Raw genomic sequence first — 15,765 nt, forward strand, 5'->3', positions numbered from 1 at the left:
CAGCTCCAACACTGTTTCCGGCTGTTTCGCCTCGTCTAGCATGCCCGTTGCAGCCTTGCGAAGAAAAAGCCGTCGGTTCCGTGCCGCGCCGGAGACAAAAGCCGCCCGTTCGCGGTCACGATTCCATGATCGATAGCCGGTTCCACCTTTCGGAAATCCGAACGGCGAGCGAGAAACGCCGAAATCTGCCCCTCCCCCTCTTCGTGCAGCAGCGAGCAGACGGCATATAGCAAATGCCCGCCCGGCCGCACCAGATCGGCGCCGTAATCGAGGATATGGGCCTGCAGCGCGGCAATGCGTCCGATCCGCTCCGGTGTCAGCCGCCAGCGCGCCTCCGGATTGCGGCGCCATGTCCCCGTACCGCTGCAAGGCGTATCGATCAGGACAAGGTCTGCCGTGTCCCGAAGGTCGCCGAGTACCTCCCTCTCTCGCCCCGGATTAAGGAGGCGTGTTTCGACATCTTCGATACCCGTGCGTTCGGCGCGCGGTGCGAAGGCGCGAAGCCGTTGCCGGTCGGTATCGCAGGCGATGAAGCGCGCCCTGCCCTCCACCCTATCGTGCATGGCCAGCGTCTTGCCACCGGCCCCGGCACACAGGTCGACGACAGTCATCCCGCGCTCGGCACCCGCAGCATCGGCGACCAACTGGCTACCCTCGTCCTGAATGTCGATCAGGCCTTCGTGAAACAGGTCGTGCTGTTCCACCGGAAATCCCGATGGCAGGCGGATGGCGCGGTCGCTCAGCCTCCCAGGTTCACCGCTGCCGAGCCGTTGCAATGCCTCATCGCGTCCGATTTTCGAGCGGTTGATGCGAATGTCGAGCGGCGCGCGGTCCGATAGGGCCAGAATATCGCCATGATTCAGCGCGGGATCGAACCGGTCACGCAGCCATTCGGGCAGATTCGATGCCGGCTCCCCTGCTTCGCCGTCCATGATCGGTTGCGGCCCATAGTCCGAGCCGTCGAAGGCCTCGCGCAGCCGGCGTTCGTCGCCCGCCAGACCGATCATCGCCGCCCTGCCGCTTTGCGGCGGCGCGCCATGACGGCGAATCGCGTCATAGACGTGTTCGCGAATGGCGCGGCGATCCTTCGATCCGGCATAGCGCCGTTGTTTGAAGGCGCGCTTCAGGATCACATCGGCCGCAGCGCCGTCGCCCTTGGTCGCTTCGATGATCTCGTCGAGAATCTCTATCGCGGTCTGGACGCGCGCTGCGGGCGTCATATGCGCCTACCGTGTCGGATAGTTCGGCGCCTCGCGCGTGATCGAGACGTCATGGACATGGCTTTCGGTGAGACCGGCATTGGTGATCTGCAGGAACCTGGCGCGCTTCGCCAATTCGGGAATGGTGGACGAGCCCGTATAGCCCATCGCCGCCTTCACGCCGCCGACAAGTTGGTGGATGACGTCCTTGGCAGGCCCCTTGAACGGAACCTGCCCCTCGATGCCCTCGGGCACGAGCTTGAGCTGCTCGGACACATCCTGCTGGAAATAGCGGTCGGCCGATCCGCGCGCCATCGCGCTGACCGATCCCATGCCGCGATAGGATTTGTAGCTGCGTCCCTGGTAGAGGAAAGTCTCGCCCGGCGCTTCGGCAGTGCCCGCCAGCAATGATCCGATCATCACGCTCGATGCACCCGCCGCCAGCGCCTTTGCAATATCGCCCGATGTACGCAGCCCGCCATCGGCTATCACGGGCACGTCCGATTTGGCCGCCTCCTCCGCCGATTCCAGCACCGCGGTCAGCTGCGGCACGCCGACCCCGGCGACGACCCGCGTCGTGCAGATCGAACCCGGCCCGATACCGATCTTGACGCCGTCGGCGCCGGCATCGATCAGCGCGCGCGTGCCTTCGGCCGTGGCCACATTGCCGGCAATGACCTGCACCGAATTGGAGAGCTTCTTCACCCGTTCGACGGCCTCGCTGACCGAACGGTTATGGCCGTGCGCCGTGTCGATGACGATCAGGTCGCATTCGGCGTCGATCAGTGCCTCGGTCCGTTCGAAGCCTTTGTCGCCGACGGTCGTCGCGCCGGCGACGCGCAGCCGTGCCGAGGCATCCTTCGTCGCTTCGGGATAGGTGACGGCCTTTTCGATGTCCTTGACCGTGATCAGGCCGACGCAGCGATAGTCGTCATCGACGACGATCAGCTTTTCGATCCGGCGCTGATGGAGCTGGCGCCGTGCCTCGTCCTGCGTCACGCCCTGGCCTACCGTCGCCAGATTCTCGCTCGTCATCAATTCGGAGACGGGTTGCTTCGGGTTTTCCGCGAACCGCACGTCACGATTGGTGAGGATGCCGACAAGCTTGCCCGATTTCTCGGTAATCGGGATGCCGGAAATCCTGTGCCGCGCCATCAGATCGAGCGCTTCGGCCAAGGTCTGATCCGGCGCCATGGTGATCGGGTTGACGACCATGCCCGATTCGAACCGCTTGACCGCGCGTACGGCGGCCGCCTGTTCCTCGATCGAGAGGTTGCGGTGGAGCACGCCGATGCCGCCCATCTGTGCCATGACGATCGCCATGTCGGCCTCGGTAACGGTGTCCATCGCGGCGGAACACACGGGGATGTTCAGGCTGATCTCGCGCGTCACGCGGGTTCGCGTGTCGGCCATGCTAGGGAGAATCTCGGATTCGCCGGGCCGCAACAGGACATCGTCGAAGGTGAGACCCATGCCGATTTCCATTACCGCGCCGTCCTTTCTCATGCCGCCAGAATCGCGTGGGCGCGTCTATAGGCGCGCATCGCCGCTGTTACTAGCGCGGCTCGGGAGAATATCGCGCAGGATCGGCGAGCGCGCGGCCGAGCGCGATATGCAGCAGCACATCCTCATAGGCACCGCCCAGTTCGAGCGTGTCGTCGAAATTGTCGTCCGGTCCGTGATAGGGGCCCTGAAGGAACGCGTTGAGACGCTCGTAATCGGTGAAGGAACCGCCCGCCATGATCGACGGGACGCCGCGTTCCAGCAGCACCCAGCCGTCCTGACGCCGGACGAACGCATTCGGGTCTTCGCTGTCATAAATTTCGCGGCCCAACTGCCGGGCGACACCGTCGACAATCGGATCGAGCGCCGTCATCCCACGGCCCACGATCCCCACCGGGGCGCCGCGTGGGCCGATAGCGATGGTATCGAGGTTGAGCGCCGCCACCAACCGGTCGAGCGGCAATGATGGATCGTCGGCCCAGGCTTCGGCGCCCAGCAGACCGAGCTCTTCCGCCGTGGTCGCCACGAAATAGATGTCGCGCGCGGGTCGTGGCCCCTCTCCCAGCGCGTCGGCGACTTCGATCAATGCGGCGGTGCCGCTCGCATTGTCGACGGCGCCATTGCAGATCGCATCTTCTTCACCGGGCCGGCAGACACCGAAATGGTCATAATGGGCCATGAAGACGACGGCCTCTTCTCCCCCGTCCGAGCCCGCCAGCCTGCCAACGACATTGTATCCGGTATAGGGCTGCACTTCGGTTGCCACATCGAGCGACATCGTCAGGTCAAGTGCGACGGGTGCGTCGGGCACATCCCGCTCATATCCGCCGGCCCGGAGCAAAGTTCTCCCCGCGTCAGGCGAGGCATAGCCATCGATGACGGCATGCCGGCGGCCTTCCAGCGTTGTGCTGCCAGCAGAGAAATAGCGCTGATATTGCTCCCAATCCTCGTCGCTTTCGGCAATCACGATAACGGCCTTTGCCCCGGCGTCGGCCATAGCCTCGATCCGCGAACTTGCACGAGGCGGTGCGGGGACGCCTTCCGGTGCACCGGCGCGAATGACGACGATGGCTCCCTCGATGACCGAGCGGAGCGCACCATAATCCTCTTCGATCCCGTAGCCCGCATAGACGACCGGCTCATCGGTCAGGACGTCGTGCGCAGCGGAGCCGGTAAGGAGCAGGTCATCTTCACTCCATTCGCCCGATCGACCGCCACCGGCCCATCGTCCCGTCGCCTGTATCGGCCGGCGCTCTATGAGTTCGATAGGCTGATAGAAGCTGCCTTTCCATCCGGGGCGAAGTCCCGCTTCGGCGAATTGCGCTGTGATATAGTGGGCGGCCACCGCTTCGCCGATGGTTCCCGGTCGGCGGCCCTGGAAATTCTCGCTCGCCAGGATTTCGACATGGCGGCGATATTCGGCTTCGCTGGCTTCGCTGTGCGCCGGGGTGGGAAATGTGAAGGAAAATGCCGCAACGGCGGCGAAAATACGCCTGATCATGCGCGAGCCATGGCGTGCAAGCGGGGGCGGTGCAAGCGTGACGGCTTCATGGATTCGACGAATGACGGCCTTGGTCGGCCAGCGTACCGTCGATCATGTGCACCGAAAGGCTTGGCAGCGGGCCCGCGCCGTTCCAATATGTTTCCCACAACGCGGTCGCGCGGGGAGAAGCAACCATGGAAGCGCTCGTTACACTTTTCGGGATTGTCGCGATCCTGGCGATCATCTTCGTTATCGCTGGGATCAAGATCGTCCGGCAGGGCTATAATTACACGATCGAGTATTTCGGCCGTTTCACCGGCGTCGCACAGCCCGGATTCAACTTCTACATGCCCTTCTTCTATCGCGTCGGCCGCAAGGTGAACATGATGGAACAGGTGCTCGACATTCCGGGGCAGGAGATCATCACCAAGGACAATGCGATGATCTCTACCGACGGTGTCGTGTTCTTTCAGGTGCTTGATGCGGCGAAGGCGGCCTATGAGGTGTCGGACCTGTATGTGGCGATCCTCAACCTCGTGACGACGAACCTGCGTACGGTGATGGGATCGATGGACCTCGACGAAACGCTTTCGAAGCGCGACGAGATCAACGCGCGCCTGCTCGCGGTCGTCGACGATGCGACGACGCCCTGGGGCGTTAAGATCACCCGCGTCGAGGTCAAGGACATTCGCCCGCCGATGGATATCGTCGAGGCGATGGGGCGGCAGATGAAGGCCGAACGCGAGAAACGCGCGGTGATCCTTGAGGCCGAGGGGCAGAAAACGTCCGAAATCCTGCGCGCCGAGGGCGAAAAGCAGTCTAACATCCTCGAGGCCGAGGGCCGGCGCGAAGCCGCGTTCCGCGATTCCGAGGCGCGCGAGCGCGAGGCCGAGGCCGAAGCGAAGGCCACGCAGATGGTGTCCGACGCGATCGCGGGCGGCAATGCGCAGGCGATCAACTATTTCATCGCGCAGGACTATGTGAAGACGGTCGGCGAGTTCGCCCGCTCGCCCAACGCCAAGACGATCCTGTTCCCGGTCGAAGCGACGCAGCTCATCGGCACGCTGGGCGGGATTGGCGAGCTGGCCAGGGAAGCGCTGGGCAACAATGATTCGACGACCGCGCCCGGTCGTCCCCCCTCGGTCCGGCGCGACGGGAGCTAGGCTGAATGAGCTGGGAGGATTTCACCAACGCCGAGTCGATCTGGGTACTCGTCGGGCTCGTCCTGCTGATCCTCGAGATGATCGCGCCCGGCGCCTATCTGATGTTCATCGGCGGGGCGGCATTGCTCACCGGAATATTGGGGTTCGTCTTCCCGCTTCCGTTGATTGCGGAGCTGGCGATCTTCGCTGTCTGTGCGGTGGGATCGGTTTATGTCGCGAAGCGCTGGTTCGACGTCTATCCGATCCTGTCGTCCTCGCCGCTTCTCAATTCGCGCATCGCGCAGATGATCGGGCAGACAGTCACGGTGGTCGAGCCGATCGAGCACGGCCAGGGGCGCGTGAAGGTCGGCGACAGCGTGTGGTCGGCCAGCGGACCCGATGCCGAAGTCGGGACGAAAATGAAGATCACCGGCGCCGAAGGCAACCGGCTCGAAGTAGCACCGGTCGAAGCGTTGCCTAAACCCTAGATTTCGCTCAGCGCTTGAACAGGCCCTTGGCCATATCGGTCAGGTCGTTGATCGGATTGCCGTCCCCATCCTTGTCGATCATCCCTGAGAATTTCGACAGCGAGCCTTCGCCGCCGATCTGATCGACGATCCGGCTCAGCGTGCCGGTATCGAGACCCGTTTTGGCCGATGCGAGTTCCACCGTGTCGCCGTCCTCCTGATGCGAAAGACCGAGCGCCGAGATCGCCTTCTCTGCCATCGAGGGATCGATTCCGACTTTTTCGGCGAGGTTTTTCACATCGTCGGGCGCGCCGCCGATGCCTTGCAGGATCGAATTGAGGTCCATGAATCTGCTCCTCCTAAGTCGCGGGTCCGTCAAGCGGCCGCGGGCGTCGGGGCCGCCTCGCGTACACCCTGATCGACATGCTCCTCGAACTGGGCGAAATTGTCGATGAAGAGCTTGACCAGCTTCGCTGCGGTCTCGTCATAGGCCGTGCCGTCGTCCCAGGTCGAACGCGGATCGAGGATCGCATCGTCGACACCCGGCACGGAAACCGGAACCTCGAAGCCGAAATTCTCGTCGGTGCGGAATTCGGCATCGTTGAGCGATCCGTCCAGCGCCGCGTTGAGCAGCGCGCGCGTAGCCTTGATCGGCATCCGGCTGCCGGTGCCGTATTTGCCGCCGGTCCAGCCGGTGTTGACGAGCCAGCAATTGACGCCGCCCTTGGCGATGCGCTCCTTGAGGAGGTTGCCGTAGACGCTGGGGTGACGCGGCATGAATGGGGCACCAAAGCATGTCGAGAAGGTCGCCTCCGGCTCGGTGACGCCGATCTCGGTTCCGGCGACCTTGGCAGTGTAGCCGGACAGGAAATGATACATTGCCTGGTCGGGCGTCAGCTTGGCGATCGGGGGCAGCACGCCGAACGCGTCGGCGGTCAGCATGATGATGTTCTTCGGCACCGGGCCGAGATTGTCTTCCGAGGTGTTCGGAATGAAATCGATCGGATAGGCGCCGCGGCTGTTCTCGGCGAGGCTCGAATCGTCGAAATCGAGTTCGCGCGTCTCGGGATCCATGACGACATTTTCGAGTACGGTGCCGAAACGCCGCGTGGTCGAATAGATTTCCGGTTCCGCCTCTTCCGACAGCCGGATCATCTTGGCATAGCAGCCGCCCTCGAAGTTGAAGACCGCCGTGTCCGACCAGCCATGCTCGTCGTCGCCGATCAGCGTGCGGCTCGCATCGGCCGACAGCGTCGTCTTGCCCGTGCCCGACAGACCGAAGAAGACCGCCGTGTCGCCCTCGGGCCCGATATTAGCCGAACAGTGCATCGGCATCACGCCCTTGGCGGGCAGGAGATAGTTGAGGATGCCGAAGACCGATTTCTTCATTTCGCCGGCATAGGCAGTGCCGCCGATCAGGATGAGCTTTTCGGAGAGATTGACCGCGATCACGGTCTCACTGCGCGTACCGTGCCGATCGGGGTCGGCCTTGAAGCTCGGCAGGTCGATGATGGTATATTCCGGTTCGAAACCGCCAAGTTCATCGGCTTCCGGCCGGCAAAGCATCGTGCGGATGAACAGATTCTGCCATGCCAATTCGTTGATCACGCGGACGCGCACCCGGTGTTCAGGCTGCGAACCGCCATGGAGATCCTGCACGAACAGCGTTTCGCGCTCGCCCACGGCTTTCAGGAAATCTTCCTTCAATGCCGCGAAATGCTCCGGCATCATCGGTACGTTGACCTTACCCCACCAGACGGTGTTCTCGGTTTCGGCGTCCTTGACGATGAACTTGTCGTTGGCCGAGCGGCCCGTGTGCTTGCCGGTTTCGACGACGAGCGGGCCGTGTTTGGCGAGGTGGCCTTCCCCCCGCTGCAGCGATGTCTCGACGAGCGGGGCGGTTTCCAAGTTCCAGTGAAGTTCGGCCCCGGTTTCAATGCCTTGGGCGGCGAGGTCGAATGCGGGTTTGCGGTCGGACACGGTTTTCCTCCGGATGATCTGCACAGCATAGCGGGCGGCGAACGGGCACCGCGCTGTCTTTCCTTTGCCTAAGCACGGCTACGGCACGAATTCAACGCATGAAGCGCCGGTTGGGGGATATTTCGCGCCCATTGCTCCCCGCTCTGTGCATGGCTAGTCACACGCACATAGATCCGGAGGATTACGAAAAATTTCATGACCGCCACCATCGCGCTTGTCGACGACGACAAGAACATCCTCACATCGGTATCGATCGCCTTGCAGTCAGAGGGCTTTGCGACGCGCATCTATTCGGATGGCGAGACCGCGCTGAAGGCGATCGTCGACAACCCGCCCGATCTCGCCGTCCTCGATATCAAGATGCCGCGGATGGACGGGATGGAGCTGCTCCGGCGCCTGCGCGAAAAAACGGCCGTTCCGGTCATCTTCCTGACCTCGAAGGATGACGAGCTGGACGAAGCGCTTGGTCTCGCCATGGGAGCCGACGATTATATCTCCAAACCCTTTTCGCAGCGGCTGCTGATTGCGCGGATTAAGGCGATTCTCCGGCGGGCCGAGCTGTCGGCGGGTAAGCGGGACAGTGATACCGACGAACCGGCCGAAACGATCGTGCGCGGCCGCCTCGAAATGGATCCGGCGCGGCACCGCGTGAACTGGGACGGCGACAATGTCACGCTGACCGTGACCGAATTCATGATCCTCGAATCGCTGGCTCAGCGCCCCGGCATCGTGAAATCGCGCGACCAGTTGATGGACGCCGCCTATACCGACGACGTCTATGTCGACGATCGCACCATCGACAGCCATATCAAGCGGCTCCGGCGCAAGTTCCGCCAGGTCGATCCCGAATTCGACGCGATCGAGACGCTCTACGGTGTCGGCTATCGATTCGCCGAAGAATAACGTGCGTCATCGCGACGAACTCGAGCTGCGCTGGTCGGCCCGATGGTCGCTCACCAGCCGCATTCTCGCTGTCAACATCCTCGCTCTGGCGATGCTGGCCGGGAGCTTCTTCTGGCTCGACAGCTATCGTATCCGCTTGCTCGACGAACGCCTCGCCCAGACCCAGACAGAGGCCGCGCTGATCGCCAGCGCGCTCGATGGCGTCGGGGGCGCCGAACGTGAACGGCTGGCCGTCGAACTCGGCGAAAGCAGCCGCAACCGGATTCGGATATATGCCCAGGAGGGCCCGTTGTTGCTCGACAGCTGGGCGCTGGGGCCACCCACATATGAAATGCGCGACCCGGCGACCGAGCCCTGGAAACGCCACGTTGCCCGGTGGATGGATCAGGCCATCGAGACCGTCGTCGGTGCCGAAAGACTGCCGCCTTATCCCGATCCTGCCGTCGATACGCTTTCGAAATGGCCTTCCGCGGTCGCAGCGCGCGACGGGAACCCGGAATCTTCGCGGCTGATGCTGGCCGAGGATCGGACGCCGATGGTCGCGGCGGCCGTGCGCATGCAGGACGAAGACGGTGCGGTGCTTCTCGTCACCGGCAATGCGCGCGACATTCGCGGCAATGTGCGCGACGAGCGGCTGCGGCTGGCCATCATCATCGCGATCGCGGCGTTGATCTCGGTGCTGCTCTCGCTCTTCCTGGCGCGTACGATCGTGCGGCCCTTGCGGCGGCTGGCCTTGGCCGCTCAGCGGGTGCGGCTGGGGCGCGCGCGTGAGGTGGTCGTGCCGCGCCTTCCCTCGCGCCGTGACGAGATCGGCCTGCTGGCGCGGGCACTGTCGGACATGAGCCAGGCTTTGCGGCTCAGGATCGACGCGACCGAGGCTTTTGCCGCCGATGTGGCGCACGAACTCAAAAATCCGCTCGCCTCGCTGCATTCGGCCGTCGATTCGCTCTCGCGCGTCGACGATCCCGAGCTCCAGAGGCAGCTGCTCGATGTGATCCGGGACGATGCGCGGAGGCTCGACCGGTTGATCACGGATATCGCTGATGCATCGCGACTCGATGCGGAACTCAGCCGCGCCGACTTCGAAATCGTCGATATCGGCCGCCTCGTCGAAACCATCCTCGCAGCGCGCGAGGCACGGGGCCTCGACGGCAACGTCAAGATCGCCTTTGCCCGTCCGCGATTGGGGGCGGCGCGCGTGCTGGGAGACGAATCGCGGCTGGCGCGCGTCATCGGAAACCTGCTCGACAACGCGGTGTCCTTTTCGCCTGAGAATGGCATCGTGCGAATCGGCGCCACCGGCGACGGCGAGAATGTTGTGGTGACCGTGGAGGACGAAGGCCCGGGCGTACCCTCCGATATCCGCGACGAAATATTCCTGCGCTTCCATTCGATCAGGCCCGAAAAGGAAGATTTCGGCAAGCATTCGGGTCTGGGTCTCGCTATCGCAAAGACCATAGTCGAAGGCCATGACGGGACGATCCGCGTCGAGGATCGCGACGATTCGTCGCGCGGTGCGCGTTTCGTTATCATCCTGCCGATGGCATCATGACCGATCGCGACGAACCCCAACGCATCCTCCTCGTTACCGGCATGTCCGGTGCGGGCAAGTCGACCGCGCTGCGCACATTCGAGGATATGGGCTGGGAAACGGTCGACAATCTGCCGCTGAGCCTGTTCGATCAACTTCTCGAATCGCCCCGGTCGCTTGACCGCCAGGCGGCCGATCGATCGATCGCCATCGGAATCGACAGCCGCACGCGCGGTTTTGACGCCGGTGCGATCGTCGAGCGCATCAAGACGCTGGAATCCGATCATGATTTCCGGATTGAGACGCTGTTCCTCGATTGCAACGCTGCCGAGCTGGAACGTCGTTTCTCCGAGACGCGCCGCCGCCATCCGCAGGCGCAGGACCGGCCCGCCGCGCAGGGAATCCTGATCGAACGCGACATGATGATGCCGCTCCGCCGCTGGGCCGAGCATGTCATCGACACGTCCGACAGCTCCGCGAACGATCTGCGTGTCGAGCTGCGCAACCGTTTCTCGCGCCAGGCCGGACAGGAGATGACGGTGACCATCGCCTCTTTCGGCTTTGCGCGCGGAATCCTGCGTAACGCCGATATGGTGTTCGACATGCGCTTCTTGCGCAATCCGCATTGGGACGAGACGCTCAGGCCGATGACGGGAAAAGACGAGGCAGTGGGCGACTATATCGCCGAGGATCCGGCCTATGAGGATGCGGTCGGGCGGATGGAGGAACTGCTGGTCACCTTGCTTCCGCGCTACCGCGCCGAAGGAAAGGCCTATGTTACCATCGCATTCGGCTGTACAGGCGGCCGCCATCGTTCGGTGCACGTTGCCGAGCGTGTTGCACAACGGTTGCGTGATAGCGGATTTTCGCCCACGGTCGCGCACCGCGATTTGGCCCACCCGTCACTCGATACGATCGAGCGGACGGCGGGGGACGGAAACGGGAACGCAGGTGGCTGAATGATCGGTTTGGTTCTGGTGACGCATGGCAATCTTGCCCGCGAGTTCATCGTCGCGATGGAACATGTTGTCGGCGCACAAAAGCAGATCGAGGCGGTCTGCATCGGTCCGGACGACGATATGGAGGAGCGCCGCGAAGACATCGCCAGGGCCGTGAAAGAGGTCGACAGCGAGCGGGGCGTGATCATCCTGACGGATCTGTTCGGCGGAACGCCGTCGAATCTGTCGATTTCGCTGATGGAGCCCGATCGGGTCGAGGTTATCGCCGGGATGAACCTGCCGATGCTCATTCGGCTGGCCGGCGCGCGGCAGTCGATGGACGTCGCCGATGCGGTCACGGCAGCGCGTGAGGCAGGAACGAAATATATCTCCGTCGCTTCCGAAATCCTGGGGCAGGCGGCGTGACCAGCCGCGTCGAGCGGACGGTCGTGATCGCCAACCAGCGCGGTCTGCACGCGCGCGCGAGCAGCAAATTCGTGACGCTCGTCAGCGAGCTCGAGACGGAGGTCGAAGTCAGCCGGGAGGGCAATGTTGTGGCGGGTTCGTCGATCTTAGACCTGATGATGCTCGGCGCGGCCATGGGCGATTCAATCGTTATCGCCGCTGAGGGGGACAATGCGGAAGAAGCGGTGAATCGGCTCGCCGATCTGGTCGAGTCCAAATTCGGGGAGGAATGACCCCTGCCCCGCGACATCACGGCGTTTTCCAATCCGACGATCAAACTGGCCCGTTCGCTCCGCGACAAGAAGCATCGCCGGCGTGAAGGCCTGTTTCTCGTTGAAGGGTTGCGCATCCTGTCCGAAGCGCAGGACAGCGGGCGGCTTCCCGAGCAAATCTTCTTCGCGGCCGAGAGCGAAGCGCATGCGCGGGTCGATGGCCTGATCGCGGCCGTCGAGGCGGCAGGTGGCGATGCCGTGCGGACGACACCGGCGCTGATCTCCAAATTGTCGGGCAAGGACAATCCGCAGTCGGTCGTCGGCGTTTTTCGCGAATGGGACGTTTCGCTTGAAGCGATCGAGCGAGACACCGCTCCGATCTGGATCGTCGCCCAGGCACTGCGCGACCCGGGCAATCTCGGGACGATCCTGCGAACCGGCGATGCCGTCGGCGCGGGCGGCCTGATCCTGATCGACGATTGTACGGATCCCTTTTCGGTGGAGGCGGTGCGTGCCTCGATGGGGGCCATCTTTACGCAACGCATAGCGATGGCGCGGTGGGATGATTTTCTGCCCTGGATTCGCGGCGGCGCCGGGCAATTGATCGGAACCTCTCTGGAAGGCGCTATCGACTATCAGGAACCGCGATATGAGCGACCGGCCTTCCTGTTGGTCGGCAATGAATCCGCCGGGCTTCCCGCGGACTATGCTGCGCAATGCGATATCACGGTCAAAATCCCGATGATGGGCCGGGCGGACAGCCTGAACGCGGCGATGGCGACGGCCGTGATGGCCTATGAGTTGCTCAACCAGTTTCGCCGATGAGCGCCGTTCGCCGCCGCCTCGTCCTCTATCTGAGCGGCTTCGATCCGCGCGGCGTGCGCTATTATCATCAGCTTTACCGGGCGGAGGCGGACAAGCAGGCGGCGCTCGGCGGCTATCGGATTTCGGTAGGAAGGCGCGAGCGGATCGACGACCACTTGCTGCGCTGGGACCTGCGCTATGAAGACGCTGAGGGCGCAGTCGAAACCGAATATCTCTATTGCGAGTGGGACGACATCGTCCGCCGCTTCTGGGTCAAGCATCCGCTGAAGCTGGCGCGCGTGACGCTCAGCGCGTCGCTCCATGCGCTGCGGAACGGGATCTTTCAGAACACATTGCGGTGGAGTTGGCCTGCCTTTGTCACGGCCACCATGCCGGCGCTGCTCTTGGTTGGGCTGATATTGCTGACGCTCGCCTTTGCCGGCGCGGGTTATGCGCTGTTCGGATGGGCAGGGCTGGCTGGCGGATTAATCCTCGGCTTCGGCCTGTTGTGGCTCGCCTATCGTCTGGAGCAGAAGTTCAACCTGACCTGGGTCGGGCGGATACTCGGTTTCCACGAAGCCGAGGACAAGAGCGGCACCGAGATGCTCGAAAAGCGCCGTGACGATTTCGCGGTCCTGTTGCGCGAACGGCTGGCGCGGGGCGGCGTCGACGAGATTCTCGTCGCGGGGCACAGCTATGGCGCGGCCTTGGCGATCTCGGTCGTTGCACGGGCGCTCGGTTCGGTGACGGCCGACACCCCTCGCCTGTCGCTGCTGACGCTCGGCCAGACGGTGATGTGGCTCGCCTGGCTCCCCCAGGCGGAACGGACTCGCGCCGAGATCGCGGCGGCGGCCTGCGATGACCGGATCGACTGGATCGACATCTCCGCTCCGCCCGATGGCGCCTGCTTCGCGCTCGTCGACCCCTATACGGCGATCGGAGACCGGCAAACCGACCGCAAGAACCCCAAGCTCCTGAACGCGAAGTTCCACGAGATCATGGCCGATGAGGATTACGCCAAAGGCTCGCGCGACTGGATGCGCCTGCATTTCCAGTACATTATGGCCGGTGCAAAACCCGCCGAGTACGACTATTTCGCCACTACAGCGGGACCGCAGACGCTTGGCGATCGTTTCGCGACCCGCTCGTCGGTGCGCGATTTCACCCGCCTGCGGCGAGGGTCTATGAAGGACGTCCGATGACGGCCTTTGTCCCTCCCAAGCCCGCAGGCAATCCCAGGAAGCTCGGTCCGGTCGCGCGCTTCTTCCGCAGCTTCCATTCCTCGACAGCGCCGCTCTACGCCAACAGCTATTCGATGAAGCTCGGCGAGGTCCGCCTGCCGCGCCGCACCATGTATTTCGTCAATCAGCCCGATCTGGTGCAGGAAATCCTGCTCGGCGACGTCGATCGCTATCCCAAGTCGGATCTGATGGCGACGATGCTCGAACTGCTGCTTGGCGAGAGTATCTTCGTTTCGAACGGCGATCTGTGGAAGCAGCAGCGGCGGATGATGGACCCGGCGTTCGAGGCGACGCGGATCAAGGCGATCTTCCCGCTGATGCGCGAGGCTGCCGAGGCGATGGCGGCGCGGTTCGATGAAGGCGCGGTCGGGGCGGACACGCAAGCCGATCTCGAAATGACGCATGTCACGGCCGATGTGATCTTCCGCACCATCTATTCGCGCGCGTTCACCCGCGAAGAAGCAGAAACGATCTTCGAAAACTTCGAAATTTTCCAGCATCTCGCCTGGCAGCATGGTGTTTGGACGCTGGCGGGCGTGCCGCAGAAACTGTCGATCGGGCGGTTGCGGGCGAAGAAATCCGCGGCGACGATCCGCGAATTGCTCCACGCGCCGGTGCGCGAACGGCTGGCGGCGATCGGGCGAGGCGAGGATGTGCCGCAGACGGACATGCTCTCGGCCTTCATTCGCGCCGAAGATCCCGAAACCGGCAAACGTTTCGACGAACGCGAGCTCGTCGACCAGATCGGCATCATGTTCCTTGCCGGTCACGAGACATCGGCCTCGGCGCTCGCTTGGGCGCTCTATCTGATCGCGCAATGCCCCGATGTGCAGGCGCGGATGCAGGCGGAGGCCGATACGGCTTTCGCCGACGGCCAGCTGGAATTCGCAAAGCTCCGCCATCTCGGTTTCACGCGCGATGTCTTCCGCGAAACGCTGCGACTCTACCCGCCCGTCTCCTTCATCCCGCGCGACGCGACCGAGGAGCAGGTGATGCGCGGCAAGCATATCATGCCCGGCTCGATCCTGTTCGTCTCCCCGCTGCTCGAACACCGGCATACCGAGCATTGGGACGATCCCGACACGTTCGATCCCGACCGATTCTCGCGCCCTGAAACGCGGGCGTCCGAGCAAAAGGCCTATTTCCCCTTCTCCAAGGGCCCGCGTGTTTGCCTCGGCGCGGCCTTTGCGCTGCAGGAGGCGGTGATCATCCTCGCGACGATCCTGCGCGAGTGGACCGTGACGCCGGTCGAAGGCCATGTACCCGAACCCATTGCCCGGCTGACGTTGAGGTCGGAAAATGGTATCAGGTTGAACTTCGAACGGAGGGACCGGTCATGATCAAGGCTTTGGCCATCGCCGCCATGCTCTCGCTGGCCGCCTGTGCGACCTATGCCGGCGGGGAACCGCAATATCCGGATCCGATCTATGATTAGGGCCGTGCCGGGCATTGCGGCGGCCGCTACTGCACTGGCGCTGTCCGCGTGCGAGGACGCGCCTTCCACCTCGGTCGAGGACACGCCGAGCATCGTCGCCGAGGACGATGCCGGCGATGCCGACTGGGCACCGACGAGCCCGCCCATTTTCCGCGGAGTTGGTCAGGAACCCGGCTGGATCGTCCGCATCTATCCCGACTATATCGTCTACGAAGCCGATTACGGCGAACGCACCGTCCGCGTCCGCACGCCAGAGGCCGAAGCCGGCGAAGATACCGTCCGCTATGTGACGGACGAGCTGACGGTCGAGATCGCGGACGGCGAATGCGCCGATGTGATGAGCGGCGCCCGTTATGGCGCGAGTGTCACCGTGATCGAGGATGGGCGGTCGTTGAGCGGATGCGGCGGCGAGGAATTGGCTTCGGCCGAAGAGGTGAATTAGCCGCGCCGCCTGGTCAGAAA

General features: G+C 63.4%; 16 protein-coding genes. 11 read left to right on the plus strand and 5 right to left on the minus strand.

What is annotated here, in order from left to right:
• Positions 1-35: 35 nt before the first annotated feature.
• From Q0139_RS03145 to Q0139_RS03155, 3 genes are all read right to left on the minus strand, one after another.
• Positions 36-1,220, minus strand: coding sequence for an RsmB/NOP family class I SAM-dependent RNA methyltransferase (locus Q0139_RS03145; protein WP_298017162.1), 1,185 nt, complete (start codon positions 1,218-1,220; stop codon positions 36-38).
• Between the two features lie 6 nt (positions 1,221-1,226).
• Positions 1,227-2,684 carry an IMP dehydrogenase gene (gene guaB / locus Q0139_RS03150; RefSeq protein ID WP_298017165.1) on the minus strand — a complete coding sequence of 486 codons (1,458 nt, stop codon included), beginning with the start codon at positions 2,682-2,684 and terminating at the stop codon, positions 1,227-1,229.
• 70 nt (positions 2,685-2,754) lie between these two features.
• Entirely contained in the window at positions 2,755-4,203 is a 1,449-nt protein-coding gene (locus Q0139_RS03155) for a M28 family peptidase (protein WP_298017168.1), read from the minus strand.
• Positions 4,204-4,379: 176 nt separating this feature from the next.
• On the opposite strand from Q0139_RS03155, the gene Q0139_RS03160 reads away from it, so the two are divergent.
• Positions 4,380-5,348, plus strand: coding sequence for an SPFH domain-containing protein (locus Q0139_RS03160; RefSeq protein WP_298017171.1), 969 nt, complete (start codon positions 4,380-4,382; stop codon positions 5,346-5,348).
• Positions 5,349-5,353: 5 nt separating this feature from the next.
• Positions 5,354-5,815 (plus strand): NfeD family protein, encoded by a 462-nt coding sequence (locus Q0139_RS03165; protein WP_298017174.1) that lies wholly within the window; start codon positions 5,354-5,356, stop codon positions 5,813-5,815.
• 7 nt (positions 5,816-5,822) lie between these two features.
• Here Q0139_RS03165 and Q0139_RS03170 read toward each other — a convergent pair whose 3' ends face one another.
• The gene (locus Q0139_RS03170; RefSeq protein ID WP_298017176.1) at positions 5,823-6,140 is read right to left on the minus strand and encodes a hypothetical protein; all 318 of its coding nucleotides are present in this window, start codon (positions 6,138-6,140) and stop codon (positions 5,823-5,825) included.
• A 29-nt stretch (positions 6,141-6,169) separates the two neighbouring features.
• Complete coding sequence (locus Q0139_RS03175; protein WP_298017180.1) at positions 6,170-7,774, minus strand: phosphoenolpyruvate carboxykinase; 1,605 nt, start codon at positions 7,772-7,774, stop codon at positions 6,170-6,172.
• 195 nt (positions 7,775-7,969) lie between these two features.
• On the opposite strand from Q0139_RS03175, the gene Q0139_RS03180 reads away from it, so the two are divergent.
• The 9 genes from Q0139_RS03180 (at position 7,970) to Q0139_RS03220 (ending at position 15,745) form a co-directional block, all read left to right on the plus strand.
• Complete coding sequence (locus Q0139_RS03180; RefSeq protein WP_298017183.1) at positions 7,970-8,677, plus strand: response regulator transcription factor; 708 nt, start codon at positions 7,970-7,972, stop codon at positions 8,675-8,677.
• A 1-nt stretch (position 8,678) separates the two neighbouring features.
• Positions 8,679-10,229: a stimulus-sensing domain-containing protein gene (locus Q0139_RS03185; RefSeq protein WP_298017186.1), complete on the plus strand. Its 1,551-nt coding sequence runs from the start codon at positions 8,679-8,681 to the stop codon at positions 10,227-10,229.
• Positions 10,226-11,167, plus strand: coding sequence for an RNase adapter RapZ (gene rapZ, locus Q0139_RS03190; RefSeq protein ID WP_298017188.1), 942 nt, complete (start codon positions 10,226-10,228; stop codon positions 11,165-11,167). Before Q0139_RS03185 ends, rapZ begins: the two co-directional genes overlap by 4 nt.
• The gene (locus tag Q0139_RS03195) at positions 11,168-11,572 is read left to right on the plus strand and encodes a PTS sugar transporter subunit IIA (RefSeq protein ID WP_298017191.1); all 405 of its coding nucleotides are present in this window, start codon (positions 11,168-11,170) and stop codon (positions 11,570-11,572) included.
• Complete coding sequence (locus tag Q0139_RS03200; RefSeq protein ID WP_298017194.1) at positions 11,569-11,844, plus strand: HPr family phosphocarrier protein; 276 nt, start codon at positions 11,569-11,571, stop codon at positions 11,842-11,844. The genes Q0139_RS03195 and Q0139_RS03200 overlap by 4 nt, the downstream gene beginning before the upstream one ends.
• Positions 11,845-11,847: 3 nt before the next feature.
• Entirely contained in the window at positions 11,848-12,648 is an 801-nt protein-coding gene (locus tag Q0139_RS03205; protein WP_298017319.1) for an RNA methyltransferase, read from the plus strand.
• The gene (locus tag Q0139_RS03210) at positions 12,645-13,829 is read left to right on the plus strand and encodes a hypothetical protein (RefSeq protein ID WP_298017201.1); all 1,185 of its coding nucleotides are present in this window, start codon (positions 12,645-12,647) and stop codon (positions 13,827-13,829) included. Before Q0139_RS03205 ends, Q0139_RS03210 begins: the two co-directional genes overlap by 4 nt.
• Positions 13,826-15,208 carry a cytochrome P450 gene (locus tag Q0139_RS03215; protein ID WP_298017204.1) on the plus strand — a complete coding sequence of 461 codons (1,383 nt, stop codon included), beginning with the start codon at positions 13,826-13,828 and terminating at the stop codon, positions 15,206-15,208. The genes Q0139_RS03210 and Q0139_RS03215 overlap by 4 nt, the downstream gene beginning before the upstream one ends.
• Positions 15,209-15,295: 87 nt before the next feature.
• Complete coding sequence (locus Q0139_RS03220) at positions 15,296-15,745, plus strand: hypothetical protein (protein ID WP_298017206.1); 450 nt, start codon at positions 15,296-15,298, stop codon at positions 15,743-15,745.
• Positions 15,746-15,765: the final 20 nt, after the last annotated feature.

The sequence above is a fragment of the uncultured Parasphingopyxis sp. genome (assembly GCF_937129435.1).
Taxonomy (GTDB): domain Bacteria; phylum Pseudomonadota; class Alphaproteobacteria; order Sphingomonadales; family Sphingomonadaceae; genus Parasphingopyxis.

Excerpts from the sequence above, each read along its gene's own strand:
- Q0139_RS03145 (WP_298017162.1), bottom strand. The coding sequence starts at position 1,220 with ATGACGCCCGCAGCGCGCGTCCAGACCGCGATAGAGATTCTCGACGAG.
- guaB (WP_298017165.1), bottom strand. The coding sequence starts at position 2,684 with ATGGAAATCGGCATGGGTCTCACCTTCGACGATGTCCTGTTGCGGCCC.
- Q0139_RS03155 (WP_298017168.1), bottom strand. The coding sequence starts at position 4,203 with ATGATCAGGCGTATTTTCGCCGCCGTTGCGGCATTTTCCTTCACATTT.
- Q0139_RS03160 (WP_298017171.1), top strand. The coding sequence starts at position 4,380 with ATGGAAGCGCTCGTTACACTTTTCGGGATTGTCGCGATCCTGGCGATC.
- Q0139_RS03165 (WP_298017174.1), top strand. The coding sequence starts at position 5,354 with ATGAGCTGGGAGGATTTCACCAACGCCGAGTCGATCTGGGTACTCGTC.
- Q0139_RS03170 (WP_298017176.1), bottom strand. The coding sequence starts at position 6,140 with ATGGACCTCAATTCGATCCTGCAAGGCATCGGCGGCGCGCCCGACGAT.
- Q0139_RS03180 (WP_298017183.1), top strand. The coding sequence starts at position 7,970 with ATGACCGCCACCATCGCGCTTGTCGACGACGACAAGAACATCCTCACA.
- rapZ (WP_298017188.1), top strand. The coding sequence starts at position 10,226 with ATGACCGATCGCGACGAACCCCAACGCATCCTCCTCGTTACCGGCATG.
- Q0139_RS03195 (WP_298017191.1), top strand. The coding sequence starts at position 11,168 with ATGATCGGTTTGGTTCTGGTGACGCATGGCAATCTTGCCCGCGAGTTC.
- Q0139_RS03210 (WP_298017201.1), top strand. The coding sequence starts at position 12,645 with ATGAGCGCCGTTCGCCGCCGCCTCGTCCTCTATCTGAGCGGCTTCGAT.
- Q0139_RS03215 (WP_298017204.1), top strand. The coding sequence starts at position 13,826 with ATGACGGCCTTTGTCCCTCCCAAGCCCGCAGGCAATCCCAGGAAGCTC.
- Q0139_RS03220 (WP_298017206.1), top strand. The coding sequence starts at position 15,296 with ATGATTAGGGCCGTGCCGGGCATTGCGGCGGCCGCTACTGCACTGGCG.